Source organism: Colwellia psychrerythraea (assembly GCF_000764185.1).
Lineage (GTDB): Bacteria > Pseudomonadota > Gammaproteobacteria > Enterobacterales > Alteromonadaceae > Colwellia > Colwellia psychrerythraea_B.
Genome location: NZ_JQEC01000011.1, coordinates 218,727 through 235,986 on the forward strand (window position 1 = coordinate 218,727; position 17,260 = coordinate 235,986).

13 protein-coding genes are annotated in these 17,260 nt (G+C 37.9%); 5 read left to right on the top strand and 8 right to left on the bottom strand.

The window, feature by feature from the left end:
- Positions 1-2 precede the first annotated feature (2 nt).
- From GAB14E_RS17165 to GAB14E_RS17150, 4 genes are all read right to left on the bottom strand, one after another.
- The gene (locus GAB14E_RS17165) at positions 3-2,354 is read right to left on the bottom strand and encodes an ABC transporter permease subunit (RefSeq protein ID WP_033081205.1); all 2,352 of its coding nucleotides are present in this window, start codon (positions 2,352-2,354) and stop codon (positions 3-5) included.
- 222 nt (positions 2,355-2,576) lie between these two features.
- Positions 2,577-3,611: an NAD-dependent epimerase/dehydratase family protein gene (locus GAB14E_RS17160; protein WP_033081206.1), complete on the bottom strand. Its 1,035-nt coding sequence runs from the start codon at positions 3,609-3,611 to the stop codon at positions 2,577-2,579.
- Positions 3,612-3,706: 95 nt separating this feature from the next.
- Entirely contained in the window at positions 3,707-4,987 is a 1,281-nt protein-coding gene (gene tviB / locus GAB14E_RS17155) for a Vi polysaccharide biosynthesis UDP-N-acetylglucosamine C-6 dehydrogenase TviB (protein ID WP_033081207.1), read from the bottom strand.
- A gap of 191 nt (positions 4,988-5,178) precedes the next feature.
- Complete coding sequence (locus GAB14E_RS17150; protein WP_052093500.1) at positions 5,179-7,944, bottom strand: SLBB domain-containing protein; 2,766 nt, start codon at positions 7,942-7,944, stop codon at positions 5,179-5,181.
- 378 nt (positions 7,945-8,322) lie between these two features.
- On the opposite strand from GAB14E_RS17150, the gene GAB14E_RS17145 reads away from it, so the two are divergent.
- Entirely contained in the window at positions 8,323-9,762 is a 1,440-nt protein-coding gene (locus GAB14E_RS17145; protein WP_033081208.1) for a peptide MFS transporter, read from the top strand.
- Positions 9,763-9,881: 119 nt separating this feature from the next.
- The gene (locus GAB14E_RS17140; protein ID WP_033081209.1) at positions 9,882-10,460 is read left to right on the top strand and encodes a 5-formyltetrahydrofolate cyclo-ligase; all 579 of its coding nucleotides are present in this window, start codon (positions 9,882-9,884) and stop codon (positions 10,458-10,460) included.
- A gap of 60 nt (positions 10,461-10,520) precedes the next feature.
- Here GAB14E_RS17140 and GAB14E_RS17135 read toward each other — a convergent pair whose 3' ends face one another.
- Complete coding sequence (locus GAB14E_RS17135; RefSeq protein ID WP_156115672.1) at positions 10,521-11,333, bottom strand: pseudouridine synthase; 813 nt, start codon at positions 11,331-11,333, stop codon at positions 10,521-10,523.
- 104 nt (positions 11,334-11,437) lie between these two features.
- The gene (locus GAB14E_RS17130; RefSeq protein WP_231561993.1) at positions 11,438-11,773 is read right to left on the bottom strand and encodes a YqcC family protein; all 336 of its coding nucleotides are present in this window, start codon (positions 11,771-11,773) and stop codon (positions 11,438-11,440) included.
- Positions 11,774-11,921: 148 nt separating this feature from the next.
- On the opposite strand from GAB14E_RS17130, the gene GAB14E_RS17125 reads away from it, so the two are divergent.
- From GAB14E_RS17125 to GAB14E_RS17115, 3 genes are all read left to right on the top strand, one after another.
- Complete coding sequence (locus GAB14E_RS17125; protein ID WP_033081211.1) at positions 11,922-12,986, top strand: DUF3549 family protein; 1,065 nt, start codon at positions 11,922-11,924, stop codon at positions 12,984-12,986.
- A 9-nt stretch (positions 12,987-12,995) separates the two neighbouring features.
- Positions 12,996-13,298, top strand: coding sequence for a DUF3301 domain-containing protein (locus GAB14E_RS17120; RefSeq protein WP_033081212.1), 303 nt, complete (start codon positions 12,996-12,998; stop codon positions 13,296-13,298).
- A gap of 124 nt (positions 13,299-13,422) precedes the next feature.
- Entirely contained in the window at positions 13,423-14,583 is a 1,161-nt protein-coding gene (locus GAB14E_RS17115) for a hypothetical protein (protein WP_033081213.1), read from the top strand.
- Between the two features lie 253 nt (positions 14,584-14,836).
- Here GAB14E_RS17115 and GAB14E_RS17110 read toward each other — a convergent pair whose 3' ends face one another.
- Positions 14,837-16,354 (bottom strand): cobyric acid synthase, encoded by a 1,518-nt coding sequence (locus GAB14E_RS17110; RefSeq protein WP_231562002.1) that lies wholly within the window; start codon positions 16,352-16,354, stop codon positions 14,837-14,839.
- A gap of 94 nt (positions 16,355-16,448) precedes the next feature.
- A complete protein-coding gene (locus GAB14E_RS17105) occupies positions 16,449-17,228 on the bottom strand; it encodes a histidine phosphatase family protein (protein ID WP_033081215.1) in 780 nt (259 codons plus the stop codon).
- Positions 17,229-17,260 lie beyond the last annotated feature (32 nt).

The window sequence follows — 17,260 nt, forward strand, 5'->3', positions numbered from 1 at the left end:
CATCACATTGAGCTGTATTTTTCACGTAATCGTTGTCGAACAAATTCTGCGAGTGTGTTGAAAATAAAGGTGAATATGAATAGAACAAACGCTGCTAAGAACAATATACGGTAATGGGAGCTATCCACTTCGGCCTCCGGCATTTCTACCGCAATGTTGGCCGCTAGTGTTCTCATGCCTTGAAAAATACTCCAATCTAATATGGGGGTATTACCCGTTGCCATCAAAACGATCATAGTTTCACCAACAGCCCGACCAAGCCCCATCATAACCGCGGAAAATATACCTGGACTTGCGGTCAACAGCACAACCCCTATTAATGTTTGCCATTGGGTGGCACCAAGCGCTAATGAACCACTGGTTAAATGTCCTGGAACACTAAAAATTGCATCTTCAGCCATAGTGAATATGGTCGGAATAACTGCAAAGCCCATAGCAATACCGACTACTAAGGCATTCCTTTGGTCAAAATTTATACCCAAGTCGTTAGTAAGGAATTGACGCATATCGCCATTAAAAAGAATAATCTCTAGCTGTGGTGATAAAGTAAAGGCCACATAGGTTGTCAATATTATCACTGGGATTAATAGCAGTGGTGCCAGGGTTTCAGGTAATTTATCTTTGACCTTATTGGGTAGTTTATGCCAGGAAAAAGCAGTTAACACTGTCGCCAATGGTAATAAAATAAACAATAGGAATATTGCTGGTAAATACTCTTCCATTAATGGTGCTAACCATAGTCCCGCTAAGAAGCCTAAGATAACTGTCGGTAGTGCTTCCATCATTTCTATAGTAGGTTTGACTTTTTTACGTAAGCGTGGCGTCATAAAATATGCTGTATATATTGCCGCACTTAAGGCAACTGGTACCGCAAATAACATCGCATAAAAAGCCGCTTTAATGGTGCCAAAAGAAATAGGCACTAAAGAAAATTTAGCTTCAAAATCATCCGATCCAGAGCTAGATTGCCAGATATAATCAGGCTCAGGATAACCTTCATACCAAACTTCTTGCCATAGCGCTTGCCAAGTAACCTCAGGGTGCTCGTTATGAACACTGAAAGTTTGTAAATTTCGCTTATTGGCATCGAGTGGGTCATTACCAATAATAATTAAACCATTGGCTCGCGGCGCTATAGCAAATGCTTCCGGCTGACTTAAAGCTAACTGTCCTTGCCATAAATCTGCCGAGCTAGTGGTATAAAAGACATTGAGCATGCCGCTTGTGGTCATGGTGTAAAAACTTTTTCTAAAGCGCTCAGTATAAATAGCGGTTATTGCGTTTGATGCTTTTTTTGCTCTATCATTAGTTGCCTTGTCATTATTAGTATCGCTATTACCGGTGGTAAAGGCTCTAATTTTCTTAAACTGACGGCCTGAATCTGTTGCAACTTCAAACCATTGACTGATTCCGCCACTACTATCACCCAGTAAAACAGAGCTACTACCAGAAAGCAGTGCCATAGAAGTAAGGTAAGTAGCCTCGTTATCTAATGTTGGGATAATTGTTGCTTTTAGACTAACTTCATCTTCATCAGTTAGCGAGTAAACACGCACTGTTGAGCCACTACGAATAAAGGCTAAACTTAAATCTGGAGTTACTTTTATTTCATCAATATCATCAGCTGGATAATCAATGAGTTGATGATTCGTTTCATAGTCAACATCATCACCGTCATTTGAAGAACTAAAATCATCATCAGCAATAAAGCTAGTTTTTATCAGACGTTTATCTTGAGTAAAAGCAACAAAGACAATTTTTTCATCATCCATTGCAAAGGCCAACTGAGAAAACGGCACTTGCTGTTCATCAATAATTAATGAACTTTGACCTAAAGGATAATTTACTTGTGGGATTATTTCACGAGTATCATTGGCATATTTAGCGTAAAAACTAGGTTGAAATAATAGAGTTTTACCACTGACAGTATGTAGTAATATGTTTGCAGTAAAAGAGTTAGCTACACTAGCGACTTTTTCTTGATGAAAGTCGTCACCAGTAAGTAGTAACTTTGAAAGTGAATTTTCACCAATAGAGAACTGATTACCCGCTTGGGGATCGCTGGCCTTTAAATGATAGAAATCGATATTACCTGTATCGGTAATTTGATAAGCCAACTCTTGTAACTCATCAACACCGGTAGTTAACACTTTTTCATTAGCTTTTAAGTCAAGATTAACTGTAACTTTTGGCTCAATTTGAGCAGACTCAAAAATAGGTTTAACAACGTATAACAAATATAAAAAAATTAGCACTAGGGTAAACAAAACGCTAATACCACCAAAGGTGATTAACCATTTTGCCAGTGAATTCTTAATGCCACGGCTTCGGTTTGAACTGATAAGATCTGCCACTTAAATTAACCTTATTATCAATAAACTAAAAACTAGCTTATCTAATATAGAGAAGATGATAAATTAACTGGGCAAAGTATAAGTCAGTTATGTGACATTTATATTACAGCTCTACTTTTCCAATAGGAATAAAAAAAGCAGTACCTCAACTAGGTACTGCTTTTGTAATTTAATAAAAGTGCTCGTGTGACTTTTATATTAAGTTTGACTATTGCTAGTTTATTAACTTAAGAAATTAATATACCAAGGCATAGCTTTATCTATACCCTGTTGAATTTTAAACTCTGGATCAAAGCCAATTAATGATTTTGCTTTAGAAATATCAGCTTGTGAATGCCTAACATCACCGGCTCTAAAATCTTGATAAGTTGGTGACTTATCATAATCAACGCCATTAGCTTTTAGTGCGACCTTTAAACTATCAAATAAAGTGTTCAAGCTTGTTCTATCACCTAAGGCAACATTGTACACTTGGTTCTTACCTGAATCATTCGCTGTTGCCGCTAAAATATTTGCTTGTACTGCATTTTCAACAAAACAAAAATCACGGCTGGTTTCACCATCACCGTTAATCAATAACTCTTGGTTCGCTATCATGGCAGCAGTCCACTTGGGGATTACCGCAGCATAAGCGCCATCAGGGTCTTGCCTTTTACCAAAAACATTAAAATAGCGTAGGCCGGTGCAGTTTAAACCGTAGGTTTTATGAAAAACATCAGCATAAAGCTCATTAACATACTTCGTTACCGCATAAGGGGATAGCGGTTTACCAATGGCATCTTCAACTTTAGGCAAAGCTGGATGGTCGCCATAAGTAGAGCTGGAAGCAGCATAAACAAAGCTTTTAACGTTAGTTTCTTTCGCCGCTGTTAACATTGTTAAAAAGCCAGTGATATTTGCTGAGTTGGTTAATAACGGATCAGCAATAGATCTTGGTACTGAGCCAAGCGCTGCTTGATGAAGAATATAATCAACACCAGCCTCATAATGGCTTAAGGCTTTATTACAATCACCAAGTTCTCTAATATCACCTTTAACGAAATGGAAACTTTTCCATTGTTCAGCTGATACTTGAGTTTTCACTTCATCTAAATTGTGTTGGTGACCTGTGGCAAAGTTATCTAAACCCACTACCTTTTGGTTTAGTAGCAGCAAGGTTTCTAAAAGGTTTGAGCCAATAAATCCGGCACAGCCTGTGATAAGCCAAGTTTTAGGTGCATTGATAAGCTCTTTCTTAATGGTTTGATACTTATTCATTTATTAAATAGTCCTTTTTAAAAAGCCCTCCTTCGCTGAAGAATCAGCTAAGGAGGGCTTAGGTTATATATAGGTTTAATGGGAGTAAAAAAATATTATAAGCGAATATCAGTTAACTCTTTATCTAGCATATATTTTAGATCATAAATTACATGTTCTTTATTCATCAAAGCTTTAATTTCATCAGCAGATAATGCTTTAAATTCGTTATGAGCTACTGCAAAGATTACAGCATCATAATGAGCTTGTTTAGGCACTGGAATTAAATCAATATCATATTCATGTTTTGCTTCTACAGGGTTTACCCAAGGGTCATAAACATCAACATTAATATCAAATTCGTCAAGTTCAGCGATGATATCAACAATTTTAGTATTACGAACATCCGGACAGTTCTCTTTAAAAGTTAAGCCCATCACTAAAACATTAGCACCATTAACAGGTAATTTCCTTTTGAGCATGGTTTTTACTAATTGTGAAACCACATACTCGCCCATAGAGTCATTAATACGACGACCGGCAAGAATAACTTCAGGGTTATAACCAATAGCTTGTGCTTTATGCGTTAGGTAATAGGGATCGACACCAATACAATGACCACCAACAAGACCCGGTCTAAACGGTAAGAAGTTCCACTTAGTACCTGCCGCTTTTAGTACTTCTTCGGTATCTATATTTAGCTTATTAAAAATGACTGCAAGTTCATTGATCAAAGCAATATTTAGATCACGTTGAGTATTTTCAATCACTTTTGCCGCCTCCGCTACTTGGATACTTGAAGCTTTATATGTGCCTGCGATAATAATTGATTTATAAAGGTCATCAATAAAATCTGCTATTTTAGGCGTAGAACCAGAGGTCACTTTTAATATATTGGTAACTCTATGTTCTTTATCCCCTGGATTAATGCGTTCAGGGCTATAACCGGCAAAAAAGTCTTGATTGAAAACCAAGCTGCAATGACGTTCAATTTCAGGTAAACACACTTCTTCAGTAGCTCCTGGGTAGACAGTGGATTCATAAATGACGATATCGCCTTTATTCATCACTTTTGCCAACATAGCACTCGCTTTTACTAACGGGGTTAAATCTGGCTGTTTGTGTTGATCAATAGGTGTTGGCACGGTAACAATATAAACATTACAGGCTTTTAAGTCATCAACTGTAGCAGAATAGGAAATAAACTGTGAATCAGCTAACTCTTCACTTGATACTTCTAAAGTAAAATCATGACCTTTTTTTAAGTCTGTTACACGCTTGGCATTGATATCAAATCCCAGTGTAGGATATTTTTTCCCAAACTCTACCGCTAAAGGTAAACCAACATAACCTAATCCTATAATGCCTAGTTTTACGTTTTCTAATGAGTGCAACATACCACGTCCATTTATTGTATTTTTAATTTATTTCAAATTACTACTGACATAAAGTCATCATTTAGATATTTGTTGAATTGCTTATCCAGTGACTTTAAAGTCATTGTTCAGTCAGCGATTTTTACAATTACCCTAGGCTAACTTCAAAAACTTTAGATTCATTTAGTTTAGCCAAGGTAATAATATAGTCACTAAATACCGCTGATGGCTGCAATTGCCACTGCGGAATTATAAATAATACTTGTTACGCTTGTCCATAAGGCTAAGTTATTCATGTACTCAGCATCAAGCGGCACAACGATGGTATCACCTGGTCTTAAGTTATCGCCAGCATCACTGCTAAACCAATTACCACTATCCATCATTTTAATACTGCCATTAGCGGCAATTATATAGATTCTGTCATCATCCGCACGCTTTTTACTGCCACCACTCTGCGCTAAGTAGTCTTTTGCTGATAAATTTACATCGTAAATATGTGATGAGGTCACTTGTACTTGGCCGACAACATTAATAGAATTTTTCATCGTTGGTACATAAAGTACATCGCCATTTTCAAGTAAAACATCGTAATTACTTTGATTGACCACTTTGGGTAGATCAAGCACTAAACGGCCTATCGGCTGAACATTCTCCATATCCGCTAACATTTTTTGCACATCGTCATAAGATTGCGAGTAATTTTGATCAGACATCGACTTAGAAGCCATTTCAGTTCGCAAATCAGCGGTTAATTTTAATAAATTTTGTTGCTCTATTTCGCGTAACTGTACACGAGTAAAAACAGAGCCCTCTTGATGAGCAAACTTAGTAAAACCTCCTGCCTTAATAATTAAGTCTGCTAGGCTTTCACCACGGCGTATAGTATATTTCCCTGGAAAGACAAACTCACCTCTAAGCTCAACAACATTATTTTCACTCCATGCTGGTATTTGATGAATATTGATTCTATCTTTTGAGCGTAATAAAATATTATCTTTTACATCACCGGCTAAAGCTGCACTTAAACTAACAGCCATAGAGGTTTGCTGCGCCATATGATTAACAATTTGGTTACGGGTCACTTCAGCGCGTACCACATAAGCCGACTCTGTTAAACCACCCGCTGCAGCAATTAAATCGTTCACTCGGGCATTTCTAGCCAGTGGGTAAACGCCGGGAAATTTCACTTCACCATCAGCTTCAACTAATTGAATCGGCTGTCCTGACTTACCTTGACGTTTTAGTTTTTCAATTATCGGCATTAACAAACGTTGACGAGAGAAAAGAGTTAACTCTCTAACATCGAGTTCATCTTCTAAATCACCACCGCTAAACTGAGCAATCGATTTTTCGACTAACTTAGCGGCGGCAGCAGCTTCATTATCAAGCTGTGCAATTTGATCTTTATCACCGTATTTTAGCCAGAATTGCTTTTGCTTAAATTTGGCTTTAGCGAGTTCCTGTTCTTTTTTAAAGAGGTTTTCTTGAGTAAAAGCCAGTGAATCTAAACTAATTTTACTATCTATCAATTTAATAACATTAGCAAAGACTAAAACTTTGTCATTACCTTGTAAGACAATATTATCTTTTGAATTTGGAGATGAAATAGCGTTAGCTAAGTCAAATTGTAATACTTCAATATTACGAGCAATGTCGATTTCACGAATAATAAGAGAATAATTAAGGTCAGCAGAATGTAATAAATGTGAGTCAATATTTGGGAAGATATCCGTTATACGCTGCCCTGTTTGCCATTGGTATTTACCTGGACGAGTGACTGCGCCAATAACCGTGATAGATTGCTCAAACATTTCTGCAGCTTTCATTACATGTACTGCATCGCCTGCTTGGGCTTGTTTAACTAAATCACTCACTTTTGTTAAATTAATATTCATTACAGTACGCAAGGCGTCTTGATTATAACGTTCAACACGGGTTGTTTTGGCAAATGCTGTTGGTAATAAACCTCCAGCCATAGCTAGAACATCGGCAAAGTTAGCATTTTCTGTTAATTCATAAATTGCTGGACGTCGTACTTCGCCTTCAACACTGATGGTATTACCTTTAGGCGCAATAAAAACTACATCGCCAGATTGCAATAATTCATCGCCACTGGAGTCACCATCAATCAATAGATCGTATAAGTCAAAGGTGCTTACTAGTTTACCCGCACGTTTCAATTGAATATTACGCAAGCTACCAATATCGCTAATACCACCGGCGGCGAAAATTGCATGGGTAATACTTGATAGAGAACTTAAAGTATAAGGACCTGGTTTAAAAGCATCACCTAAAACAAAAACACGCATTGAGCGCAACGAAGCTATACCAACAACTACATCAATACCAATCACTTTTTCTTTAATTCGTGCTGTAAGTAAACGTTTCATCTCATTAAAAGATAAACCAGAGACAGTAAACGGGCCATGTGATGGAAAGACAATTTGCCCTTCGCGGTTAACCGTTAATTCTAGTTCTTCTCTATCTTTACCAAATATTTGCACTGATATTTTATCGCCTGGGCCAATAATATATTCAGCAGGGATGGCGATATCCATCATAGGAGCAAAGGTTTGTGGGGCATTTGCAAAAACATCGTAACCAAAAGGTTTTAACTCATCATTGTCTTTATCTGTTAACTCTTCTTGAAAATCAGTTATCGGATTGCCTTCGGCGTCAAACTGAGTGCCACGTGGGAAGCTTTTAGTATTTCCCACCTGTTTACCGGACCCACCAGCCGACACATGCCCTTTAAGACTATTAATATCAACGCCCATTTGCTTGGCTAGTGCTTCTTGCTGTGCCGGAGGCAGTTTTTTGAACTGCTCAATTTGTGCAGTAGTCGGTTGGGCGTAAGCTAATGCTTTTGATGGAAAGTTTGCTAAGGTAAAAGCCAAAATTAGCATTGCCGTTACAAAGAGATTTTGGATATTTGTTTGGTGATTTTTAATATTGTGTTTTATAGCGGTTATCATTTTAGCAAAAATTCCTATTATAGAGCTTGTACAGTAATACACTTAAGTTAGGCAGCAATCTATCCATAAATTGATAGAGCCTTAGCTTAACCACTAAAATTAGTGACGACGAAGTTTACCAGCATATGAGTATGCAAACAATACGTTAGCGACTAGAGAGGTAAGTTATTGTACAGCGCAATTTGGTAAGTCTCAGGAAATATTTCTCTACAACCTCCAAAGCGAGATCATCATTGATTTATAGCAAAACTTGCCTTTATTTGTTCACACAGGTATAACACCCCTTTACTAAAAAACATTGTATACATATTTACATTTTAAATAGTTACAGTAAAAATTAATGCTAATGATCATAAAAATAAAATCTAGGATAATTATATGACTCAACCTAATGCGGGTACGCTGTTTGGCCACCCTAAAGGACTTTTCCTTTTATTTGGTACTGAAATGTGGGAGCGTTTCGGTTATTACGGTATGCGTGCCTTATTGGTATTGTATCTAATTGCCTCAACACAAGATGGCGGTTTTGGCTGGACTAACCAAGAAGCGTTAAGGTTATATGGTTTTTTCACCATGGCTGTTTATTTAACGCCGGTAATAGGTGGTTGGTTAGCCGATAACTATATTGGTCAACGTAAAGCTATTATTTGGGGCGGACTAATTTTCTCCTTAGGTTATTTTACCTTGGGCATTCCAAAGTCGATGATTGTCGGCATGGAAGAAACTGTATTTTATATCGGTTTAGCGCTTATTATTATTGGTAACGGCTTATTTAAAGCTAATGTTTCAAGTTTAGTCGGTGAGCTTTATGAAGATGGCGATCACAGACGTGACGGCGCTTTCACTATTTTCTATATGGGTATCAACTTAGGTGCTTTCTTAGCTCCTATTACTGTTGGTGTTCTTGGCGAAACCGTTAACTGGCATTACGGCTTTATCTTAGCCGGATGTGGTATGTTAATTGGTTTAACCTTACAGCTAAGCCTAGCGAATAAATATTTAGGTGATATCGGTGTCGAACCATCAGCTAAACGCACTAAAGGTGAGAAAAAAGCAGATGCACCGTTAACCCCTCAAGATATCGATCGCATGAAAGTTATTTTAATTATGAGCATGTTCTCGGTAATTTTCTGGGCGGGGTTTGAACAAGCTGGTGGTTTATTTACCATTTATGCGTCCGACTTCACCGACCGTACTATCTTTGGTTTTGAAATTGCAGCTTCATCATTTCAATCATTGAACGCGATGTTCATTATTATGTTAGCGCCTTTTGTTGCCTCTACTTGGGTTAAAATGGGCTCAAACGAGCCAACCTCACCGAAGAAGTTCGCTCTGGCGATGTTATTTTTAGCACTAGGTTTCTTCGTGATGTTATGGGCTACCATGGTTCAAGGCGGCGATGTTGCAGTGAAAGTAAGTATGTTGTTCTTAGTATTCGCTTACCTTTTCCATACCTTAGGTGAGTTATGTTTATCACCGATTGGTTTGTCTATGGTAACTAAATTAGCACCACTTAAATTTACCTCCCTATTGATGGGTATTTGGTTCTTCTTTACCGCTTTATCAAACTGGTTAGCTGCATTTATTGGCTCATTTGTTGGTGAAGGTGAAGAAATGGTAAATAATGCCGCGAATATCTTTATGGGTGTTGGTATTGGTGCTTTAATTACCGGTCTTATCATCTACCTTTCAGCAGGTAAATTAGTTGAATGGATGCATGGCGCTGAAGGTGAGAGCAGCCATGATTTAGAGAGTAAGATTGAAGAAGAAATTTCAGTGACAGGTACTCACGAAGGTATTTCTGAAACTCACAGATAATACGTAAGAGTTACAAGTTACAAGTTACAAGTTACAAGAATAGTATTAAGCTGGGTGAGTAATCACCCAGCTTTTTTTATTCCTATAAATAATAAAGAACGTATAAAGATAATTCCCTTATGAATGCACGCTCACAATTACGAAAAGAAATTAGACAACGCCGTAATACCTTATCAGCAACTGAACAGCATAATGCTGGGACAGCTCTAGCTACGAACTTATCTAGCCATACTAAAATCCAACAAGCTAATAACATTGCGATTTACTTAAGTAATGATGGTGAGCTTGATACAGAAACTTTTATTGACTGGTGCTGGCATGAGCAGAAGCAAGTTTACTTACCGGTAATGCACCCTTTTAGTCCAGGACATTTACTTTTTTTACGTTACCAACGAGATACCCTGTTAGTAAGTAATATCTATGGCATTTTAGAACCCAAATTAGATGTCACTAAAGTGTGTCCCTTGACCGATTTAGATATCATATGTACGCCGCTAGTAGCTTTTGATGAGACTGGCACCAGGTTAGGCATGGGAGGTGGTTTTTATGATCGAAGCCTTGCCCACTGGCAACAAACTAAGCTTTATCCACTAGGGCTGGCCCATGATTGTCAACTAGTTGAAGGTATCCCGATAGAAAATTGGGATATTCCCTTACCCGAAATCATCACACCAAGTAAAAATTATTCTTTTATTTAACGACTTCAGAATAGTGCTCAGGGCTAAAAAGTATTAAGAAAGTTAAATAAGCAAAAACCTCTAATTCAATGGCCATTTTAACTCAGTAAAAACCTGCTGCCATTGCCCATCGAACGGTGCTGATATTTTCACTCTTGTATTAGTAATCGGGTGATTAAACTCTAATGATTGTGCGTGCAGCATTAAACGCTTAAAACCAAAGTGATCAATAAAAAATGGATTTTGTTTATTATCGCCGTAGTTAATATCCCCTAAAACGGGGTGACGTAAATGGGCTAGGTGGCGACGAATTTGATGCCGTCTGCCAGTAACAGGCTGCACTTCAACTAAAGAATAACGCACGCTATCAAATTTACCGACTTTGATTGGCAAACTCGCCTGCCGCTGCACTTTATAATAACTTTGCGCTCCTTGGGCAGGTTTGTCACGGCTAACGTTTTTATCACCCAATTTATCCAGTTTTTCTTTTAAGGAATGGTCAATAAAACCAGTTGACTCTTTTAAGTGGCCACGTACCAAAGCATAATAAGTTTTTTTCATTGCTAAGTCACTGCCATCGACATTAGCATCGACATCGTCAATGGCTTTAGGCGCTTCAACTTGTTGTTGGACTTCGAAATCCAGTTCAGTTTTATTCTTAGGTTTAAGTGCTGCCTGACTAGATTTATTAGCAAAGGCTTCGCTTAGCATTCTGGCAGCTTCTTTAGTTAAAGCAAAAAGAAGTACCCCCGATGTTGGTCTGTCTAAGCGATGCACAGGATAAACATATTGCCCTATTTGATCGCGCACTAATTGCAAAGCAAAATAAATCTCATCTCTATCCATAAAACTGCGATGGACAAATAAGCCTGCGGGTTTATCAACCGCCACCATATATTCATCATGATATAAGATAGTCAGCACTGGTTTTGCTAACTCTTCATTCTGGTTTCCAGTAGAACGCTCAGTTACATCAAGAGGATTGATTTCAGTCACTTTTAGTTTCCTTGTCCCGTCATTACCTGATCTATTTTATGGATTACATTAAGCAAAGGTTTAGTATTGTCAACTAAGTGCTTATAAACCTGTTCAGCCATTGGACTTAGGCCAATTTTAGTTGGCAATGGTTGTCTTAGCTTAATCATCTGCATGATTTTAGGAATAAAGATAAATTGCAACCATTGCTCGAAAGTTAAAGTATCACAGCAAAAAGGTGCACTGCTAGCAAGCTCAGTTGTAGTAGGGATCTGTGTTTGCCAAAGGTCAAGTGATTTAAGCTCATTAGCTAACTCCTCAAGCAAAGTAACAATAGCTTCAATGTCTGTTTTCATCATCTGTTATTTATTTTATCTCACGCACTTAGTCTAGAGAACTTAAGACCAATTATTTAGGTCAAAAGTTTAGCCCAATAGTTTTACTATGTTAATGGTCTCATTATCCTTATAATAAGGCGCTATAACAAGCGACAATATTTTTGATTTTATGACTGACACACCGCCAGCAGCGAACATAGCTACCCTCTCAGAGTTACTTAAACTTTCAGGCTCTCAATATCGTCTTTATGATATAGGTCGACTTGTCACCAAGTTACCTAAAGAGCAGTTTGAAAAGGTTGAATTAAATCAGTTGCCCTACCCGACCCCCACTCAAGGGCAGGCTTGTATTGCGATAGCTTTTTGGCAAAAACAATCTGCACAACCTTATTTATGGCTATTAAAATTACCACTTGATGAGCGTGGCTTATTAAACCAAGGTGCAAGAAATCACTTTATCGCGATTATTGTCGAAGCTCTAGGTGATAATTTAACCCAAGAGACTTCTAAAAAACAAGAAGAATTACTGAGTAGTAACCCTTACCTATTTACACCTGCACAATATAAACTAGCAAGTTTAAACAGCAAAATAAAAGTTGATTTAAAACAAAAACCTAGTGAATATTTATCACCGTTTATACAATATCTTAACCAAGAGTCTGATTGGGAAAACTGGCAAGATGTTGGTGTACAAGGGATTACTGACTTTATTGCTCGAATAAATCAAGATAACCATAACGAATTACTCCTTAGTGCACTGGCTAAGCTACCAGAAGAAGTACTCTCCCCCGTTTGTAGTGCTCTTGAAAATGAACAATATAATGTTAACTTAATTGATGCATTGTTAAGTTTATTATCAAGCACTTTAGAAAGTTCACCAGTATCTCCGAAAGAGTTATCAAAGGCGACACTGTTATTAAGAGCATTAGCAGCCAATAGCCAACATATACATGTCAAAGTGGTGGTCACACGAATATTAAGTAAAAATAATGTCAGTAATGAGCTGTTAATTACCTTATCTGGTCGTTGTTGGTCGGCATTAGCTGATGAAACGACACTTATGTGTTACTTTGAACACTTATTAAAAAACAACGATATGGCAATGTTCTCCAGTATCTTTAAAGATCTGGTCAGTATTCCATTAATTAGGCCCATCGCTTTTGCTTGTATACGCAGTGCAAATCGCTCACCGGCATTAGCAGAAGCCATTGGACAGTTGTTTAGTCAAACTTAGGTATTATGTATGGAAAATATTTACTATTTATTAGTCTTTTGTTTATTTTGCTGGTATTTCGTTTACTTAAGGCAGGTATCTGAAGCCGCGAAACGTCATGTTTTTCGTTACTGTAAAGAAGGTGGCTTGCAGTTTATTTCACTCGCGAGACGCTCAAGCCGGGTAAAATTTACTAAGCAACATGGACTTTGCATCTATAGCACTTTTGATTTTGATTTTAGCGGCGATGGCGAGTCAAACAATCAAGGTTGTTTAACGTTATTTGGCTTAAAGCTTGAACAGATTAATTTACCCGCTTATCGAGTAAATTAATTTTTCTATATCAGCAATACCATTATAGCTTCACTGTCATACAGACCGTTTAGCTGTTATTTATTTAAAGCATAAGTTTAGTTGTAGAATAAGAATTTACTTATTCCATTTGTTGGAGATTTTTGTGCCATTTTTACATGCAGTTTTTTGTTTAAAAGGATTTGACGATCGCAATCGTTTTTTTGCCACCTCTGTGGTTGCTCTTTTAGGGTTTATCTTTTTTTCTGCAATATTTTCCAATTATGTCGTGGTAAGTTTTGCGACTTTATTAATATTAACCACGGTGCTCACTTACAGTACTAAGCGACGATTACATGACGCTAAGCTTAATAAAAATTGGCAATTAGTGCCAGGTGGCTTGCTCTTACTTACCGGCTTGCTGAGCTTAATAATTGAGAATAGTAGCAGTTATTATTTACTCATTTTACCCGCCCTAAGCACTGCGCTACTACTCACTTACCCAAGTAAAAATAATAAAGCAACTGGTAATTATATCCTTGGTTATTACGGTCCCGTTGATCTCAGTATTTATCAGCAAGAGACTATTGCGATGAAACCTCATAATCAACGTATCGAACCGACATTGTTGACTGATGATCCTAGCGAGAGCCTTTATGCTAATGAAACTACTCTAGCGCAAAGCGCTACTGCAAACCACCAGTCTGATTATCAGACTGGTAACGATCAAACTAACAGTAAACAAGTGGATATCGGCGAGCTTATTCGCATAAAATTCCTAGGAAATCGTAAATTACAGTTAGGTATTTTTGCTAGTGTTGCACTAATTTTCATTGCCGTCTTGCTCAGTAGCCTAGTTAACACTATCAGTCAGCGAAATATTGATGTTCATGATATTGAATCAACTCAGCCACAAGTGCTAGCTAAGCAAACTTCAAATGATATTCTTGCCAACAAAAAATACTTACTGGCAATGCCAGATAATTTCAATTTATACTTATCTGAGTATCAAGGAATAATAATTCACTGGCAAGCCGACCAAGTTAGCACCGGTCAACTATGGTCACTTTCATCGGCGAAAGGCGATAAAAGCTGTCAGAGCATTAAATTTAATAAAGGTTCACCGTTACGTCCTCTATCTGTTTTAGTTGAAAATGGCAGTGAGTACTTCGCTAGCTTCTCTCCTCTTGATAGCCAAGAGCTAGTACAGGCGCTTGCTTTTCGCGGTAAATTTTCATTATGTGGTTATAGTTTTTCTCTTAAAGGCAGCCAAGCTGTATTGGGAAAACACAATCAATACGCTCCTTTCTTAGATAAAGACGCTTAACTATAAGCGCACCTAAAGAAAATCTTGGGTTAGCGAGAATCAGCAGCTAAAAAAAATCTGCTCAACTAAGTTGGACAGATTTTTTTAATATAGACGTGCCTACTTCACATATTTATTTCAATCAACTCTTACTGAGTAAAGCCTATACCCGCCTTTATCAAGTCAGTATAAATGCTTTTCATAGCATTGGTATTATCACTTAAAGGATTGATTTAGATCATTACTGCAAACAATATCCATTACTATATTGTGGTTAAGTGTACCAGTCAGTTATTATTTTTTTTATTTTTTTCATATCTAGATGTTTTTGACATGCTTGATTTACTCGCTCAATTGCTTGTTCCTCAAGTGCTTCAATACTTGGCGAGTCACTCACCTCATGACTAAGCCAAGTCATAAAGAGTTTTAAAGCTTTAGGTTGATCAAATAAACCATGTAAATAACACCCTGCAATTTGACCATCATCGCTTAATAAGCCTTGTTTCTCACCTTGAATATCAAGTAAATAACTCGTTTTAATGCCATCATTGATCAGTGTACTTTCTCCAGCATGAATTTCATAACCACCAATATCTGCGCGGTGCTGAGCAAGTTGCAATACGCCGGTAACATTAGTTAATGTTTTTTGCGCTTTTAGTACAGTCTGCATTGGAAAATAGCCTAAGCCATGACTTACGCCTGCTTGTCCTTCTAAGCCTTTTGGATCTTCAATCAGTTTACCCAACATTTGATAACCACCACAAATACCTATTACTTTGCCGCCATAACGCAGATGTTTTGCAATATCATCATGCCAACCACGTTGATATAAAAAGGCCAGATCACCACGAACATTTTTACTACCAGGTAAAATGATCAGATCGCATGCTGGAATAGTCACTTTTTCAGGGCTGTTTTCACCTTCAGCACCTTTAGCGAAAAGGAACTGACAATCAATATCGTTATGGTGGCGTAAAGCATCAAAATCAGTATGATTACTCATATGCGGGTAAACTAAAACGACAATTCGAATTCTCGCTGAGGACGATTTAGCTTCAGTAAATTCCTGTTTAGTCACTAATGCATCTTCAGAAGATATATCTAAACCGTGTAAATAAGGCAAAACCCCTAACACCGGTTTATTGGTTTTTTTCTCCAACCAGGTAAGTCCTGATTCAAGCAATTTAATGTCACCGCGAAAGCGATTAATGACAAAGCCAACCACTCTGTCTTGCTCTGATTGCGATAACAACATCAAGGTGCCAACCAATTGTGCAAAAACGCCACCTTTATCAATATCAGCAATAATCAAAACGGGACAATCAACGGCTTCGGCGAACCCCATATTGGCAATATCCCCCTCACGTAAATTTATTTCTGCTGGGCTTCCCGCACCTTCGACCACCACTAAATCATATTTTTTTATCAAACGTTTGTGTGAGCTAAGCACGGCTTGCATCGCCACTTTTTTATAATCTTGGTATTCATTGGCTTCCATATTAGACGATGTCTTATGGTTGAGCGCTTTGCCGTGCACGATAACTTGTGCGCCAGTATCACTATTAGGCTTCAGTAAAATAGGGTTAAAATCGACATCTAAAGGTAAACGCGCAGCTTTCGCTTGCAATGCTTGCGCTCGGCCTATTTCTCCTCCACACGGGGTAACGGCACTATTAAGCGCCATGTTCTGTGGTTTAAAAGGTGCCACTTTTATTTTTAAATCCGCAAATAAGCGGCAAAGGCCAGCCACTAGGGTCGTTTTCCCTGCATCTGACGTTGTTCCTTGTACCATCAAGGTTTTTCCTTGACCATCTTTGCCTGATCCTTTTAGTTCTGACTCAACAAAATTCTGAGCAAAGGGAGCGTTATTCTTTTTAATTTTCATTCTAAAAACCTTCGAGCAACGGCATAGCAATGCACATCACTTGTTGATGCAGTTGTTGGGCTGCTTGTCTGCTGTATTGATCCGGTAGTGTTTGTTGTTGGCTACTGTTTATATCTTGATAAGGCTGGCTAATGTTAATTCGAGTTAAGCTGCCATGGCCAATCTGTAATTTTTGGTGCCAACTGGCTTGCTGCCAATCGAGTTGCAGAATATGCGCTAAAATCATACGAATAACGCCGCCATGAGCGATAACTAAAATTCGTTGAGGTATTTTCAGTGCTTTTTTATCAGAGGAAATAACAATATGTTGTGCTATTAGTTCTTGCCAAGTTTTTATTACTCTATGGTGAAAATCAGCCAAAGCCTCTGCATTAGGTAACATTATCTCAGCAGGTGCCTGAAAAAAGGCTTCAAGCTGCGACCAGTGCAGCTCAATTCGCTGGTCGTTTATATCACTAATACCTGTAGCAATAGAGGGCTCATCACCAAAAGGAATGTCATCAAATGGCACTCCATCAAAGCAGCCGAAGTTCATTTCTTGTAAACCTAGTGAGATCTCTAACGGTATCTCACAGTGATGAGAAAACTCTTTTGCTAGATGCTGACAACGTATCAAAGGAGAACTAATAATACATTGATAGGCTTTACTTGTTTTTTGCTGGGCAACTAAACGTTCAAGCAAATGAACGTTTTCTGTAACGATAGGCTGGACATCAGTACGGCCATATAAAGCCGGTTTACCGGCGACTTTAACATGCCTTATTAGGTCAATTTCAATCATAAAATTCAATATTTATCCGTGATATAGCTAAT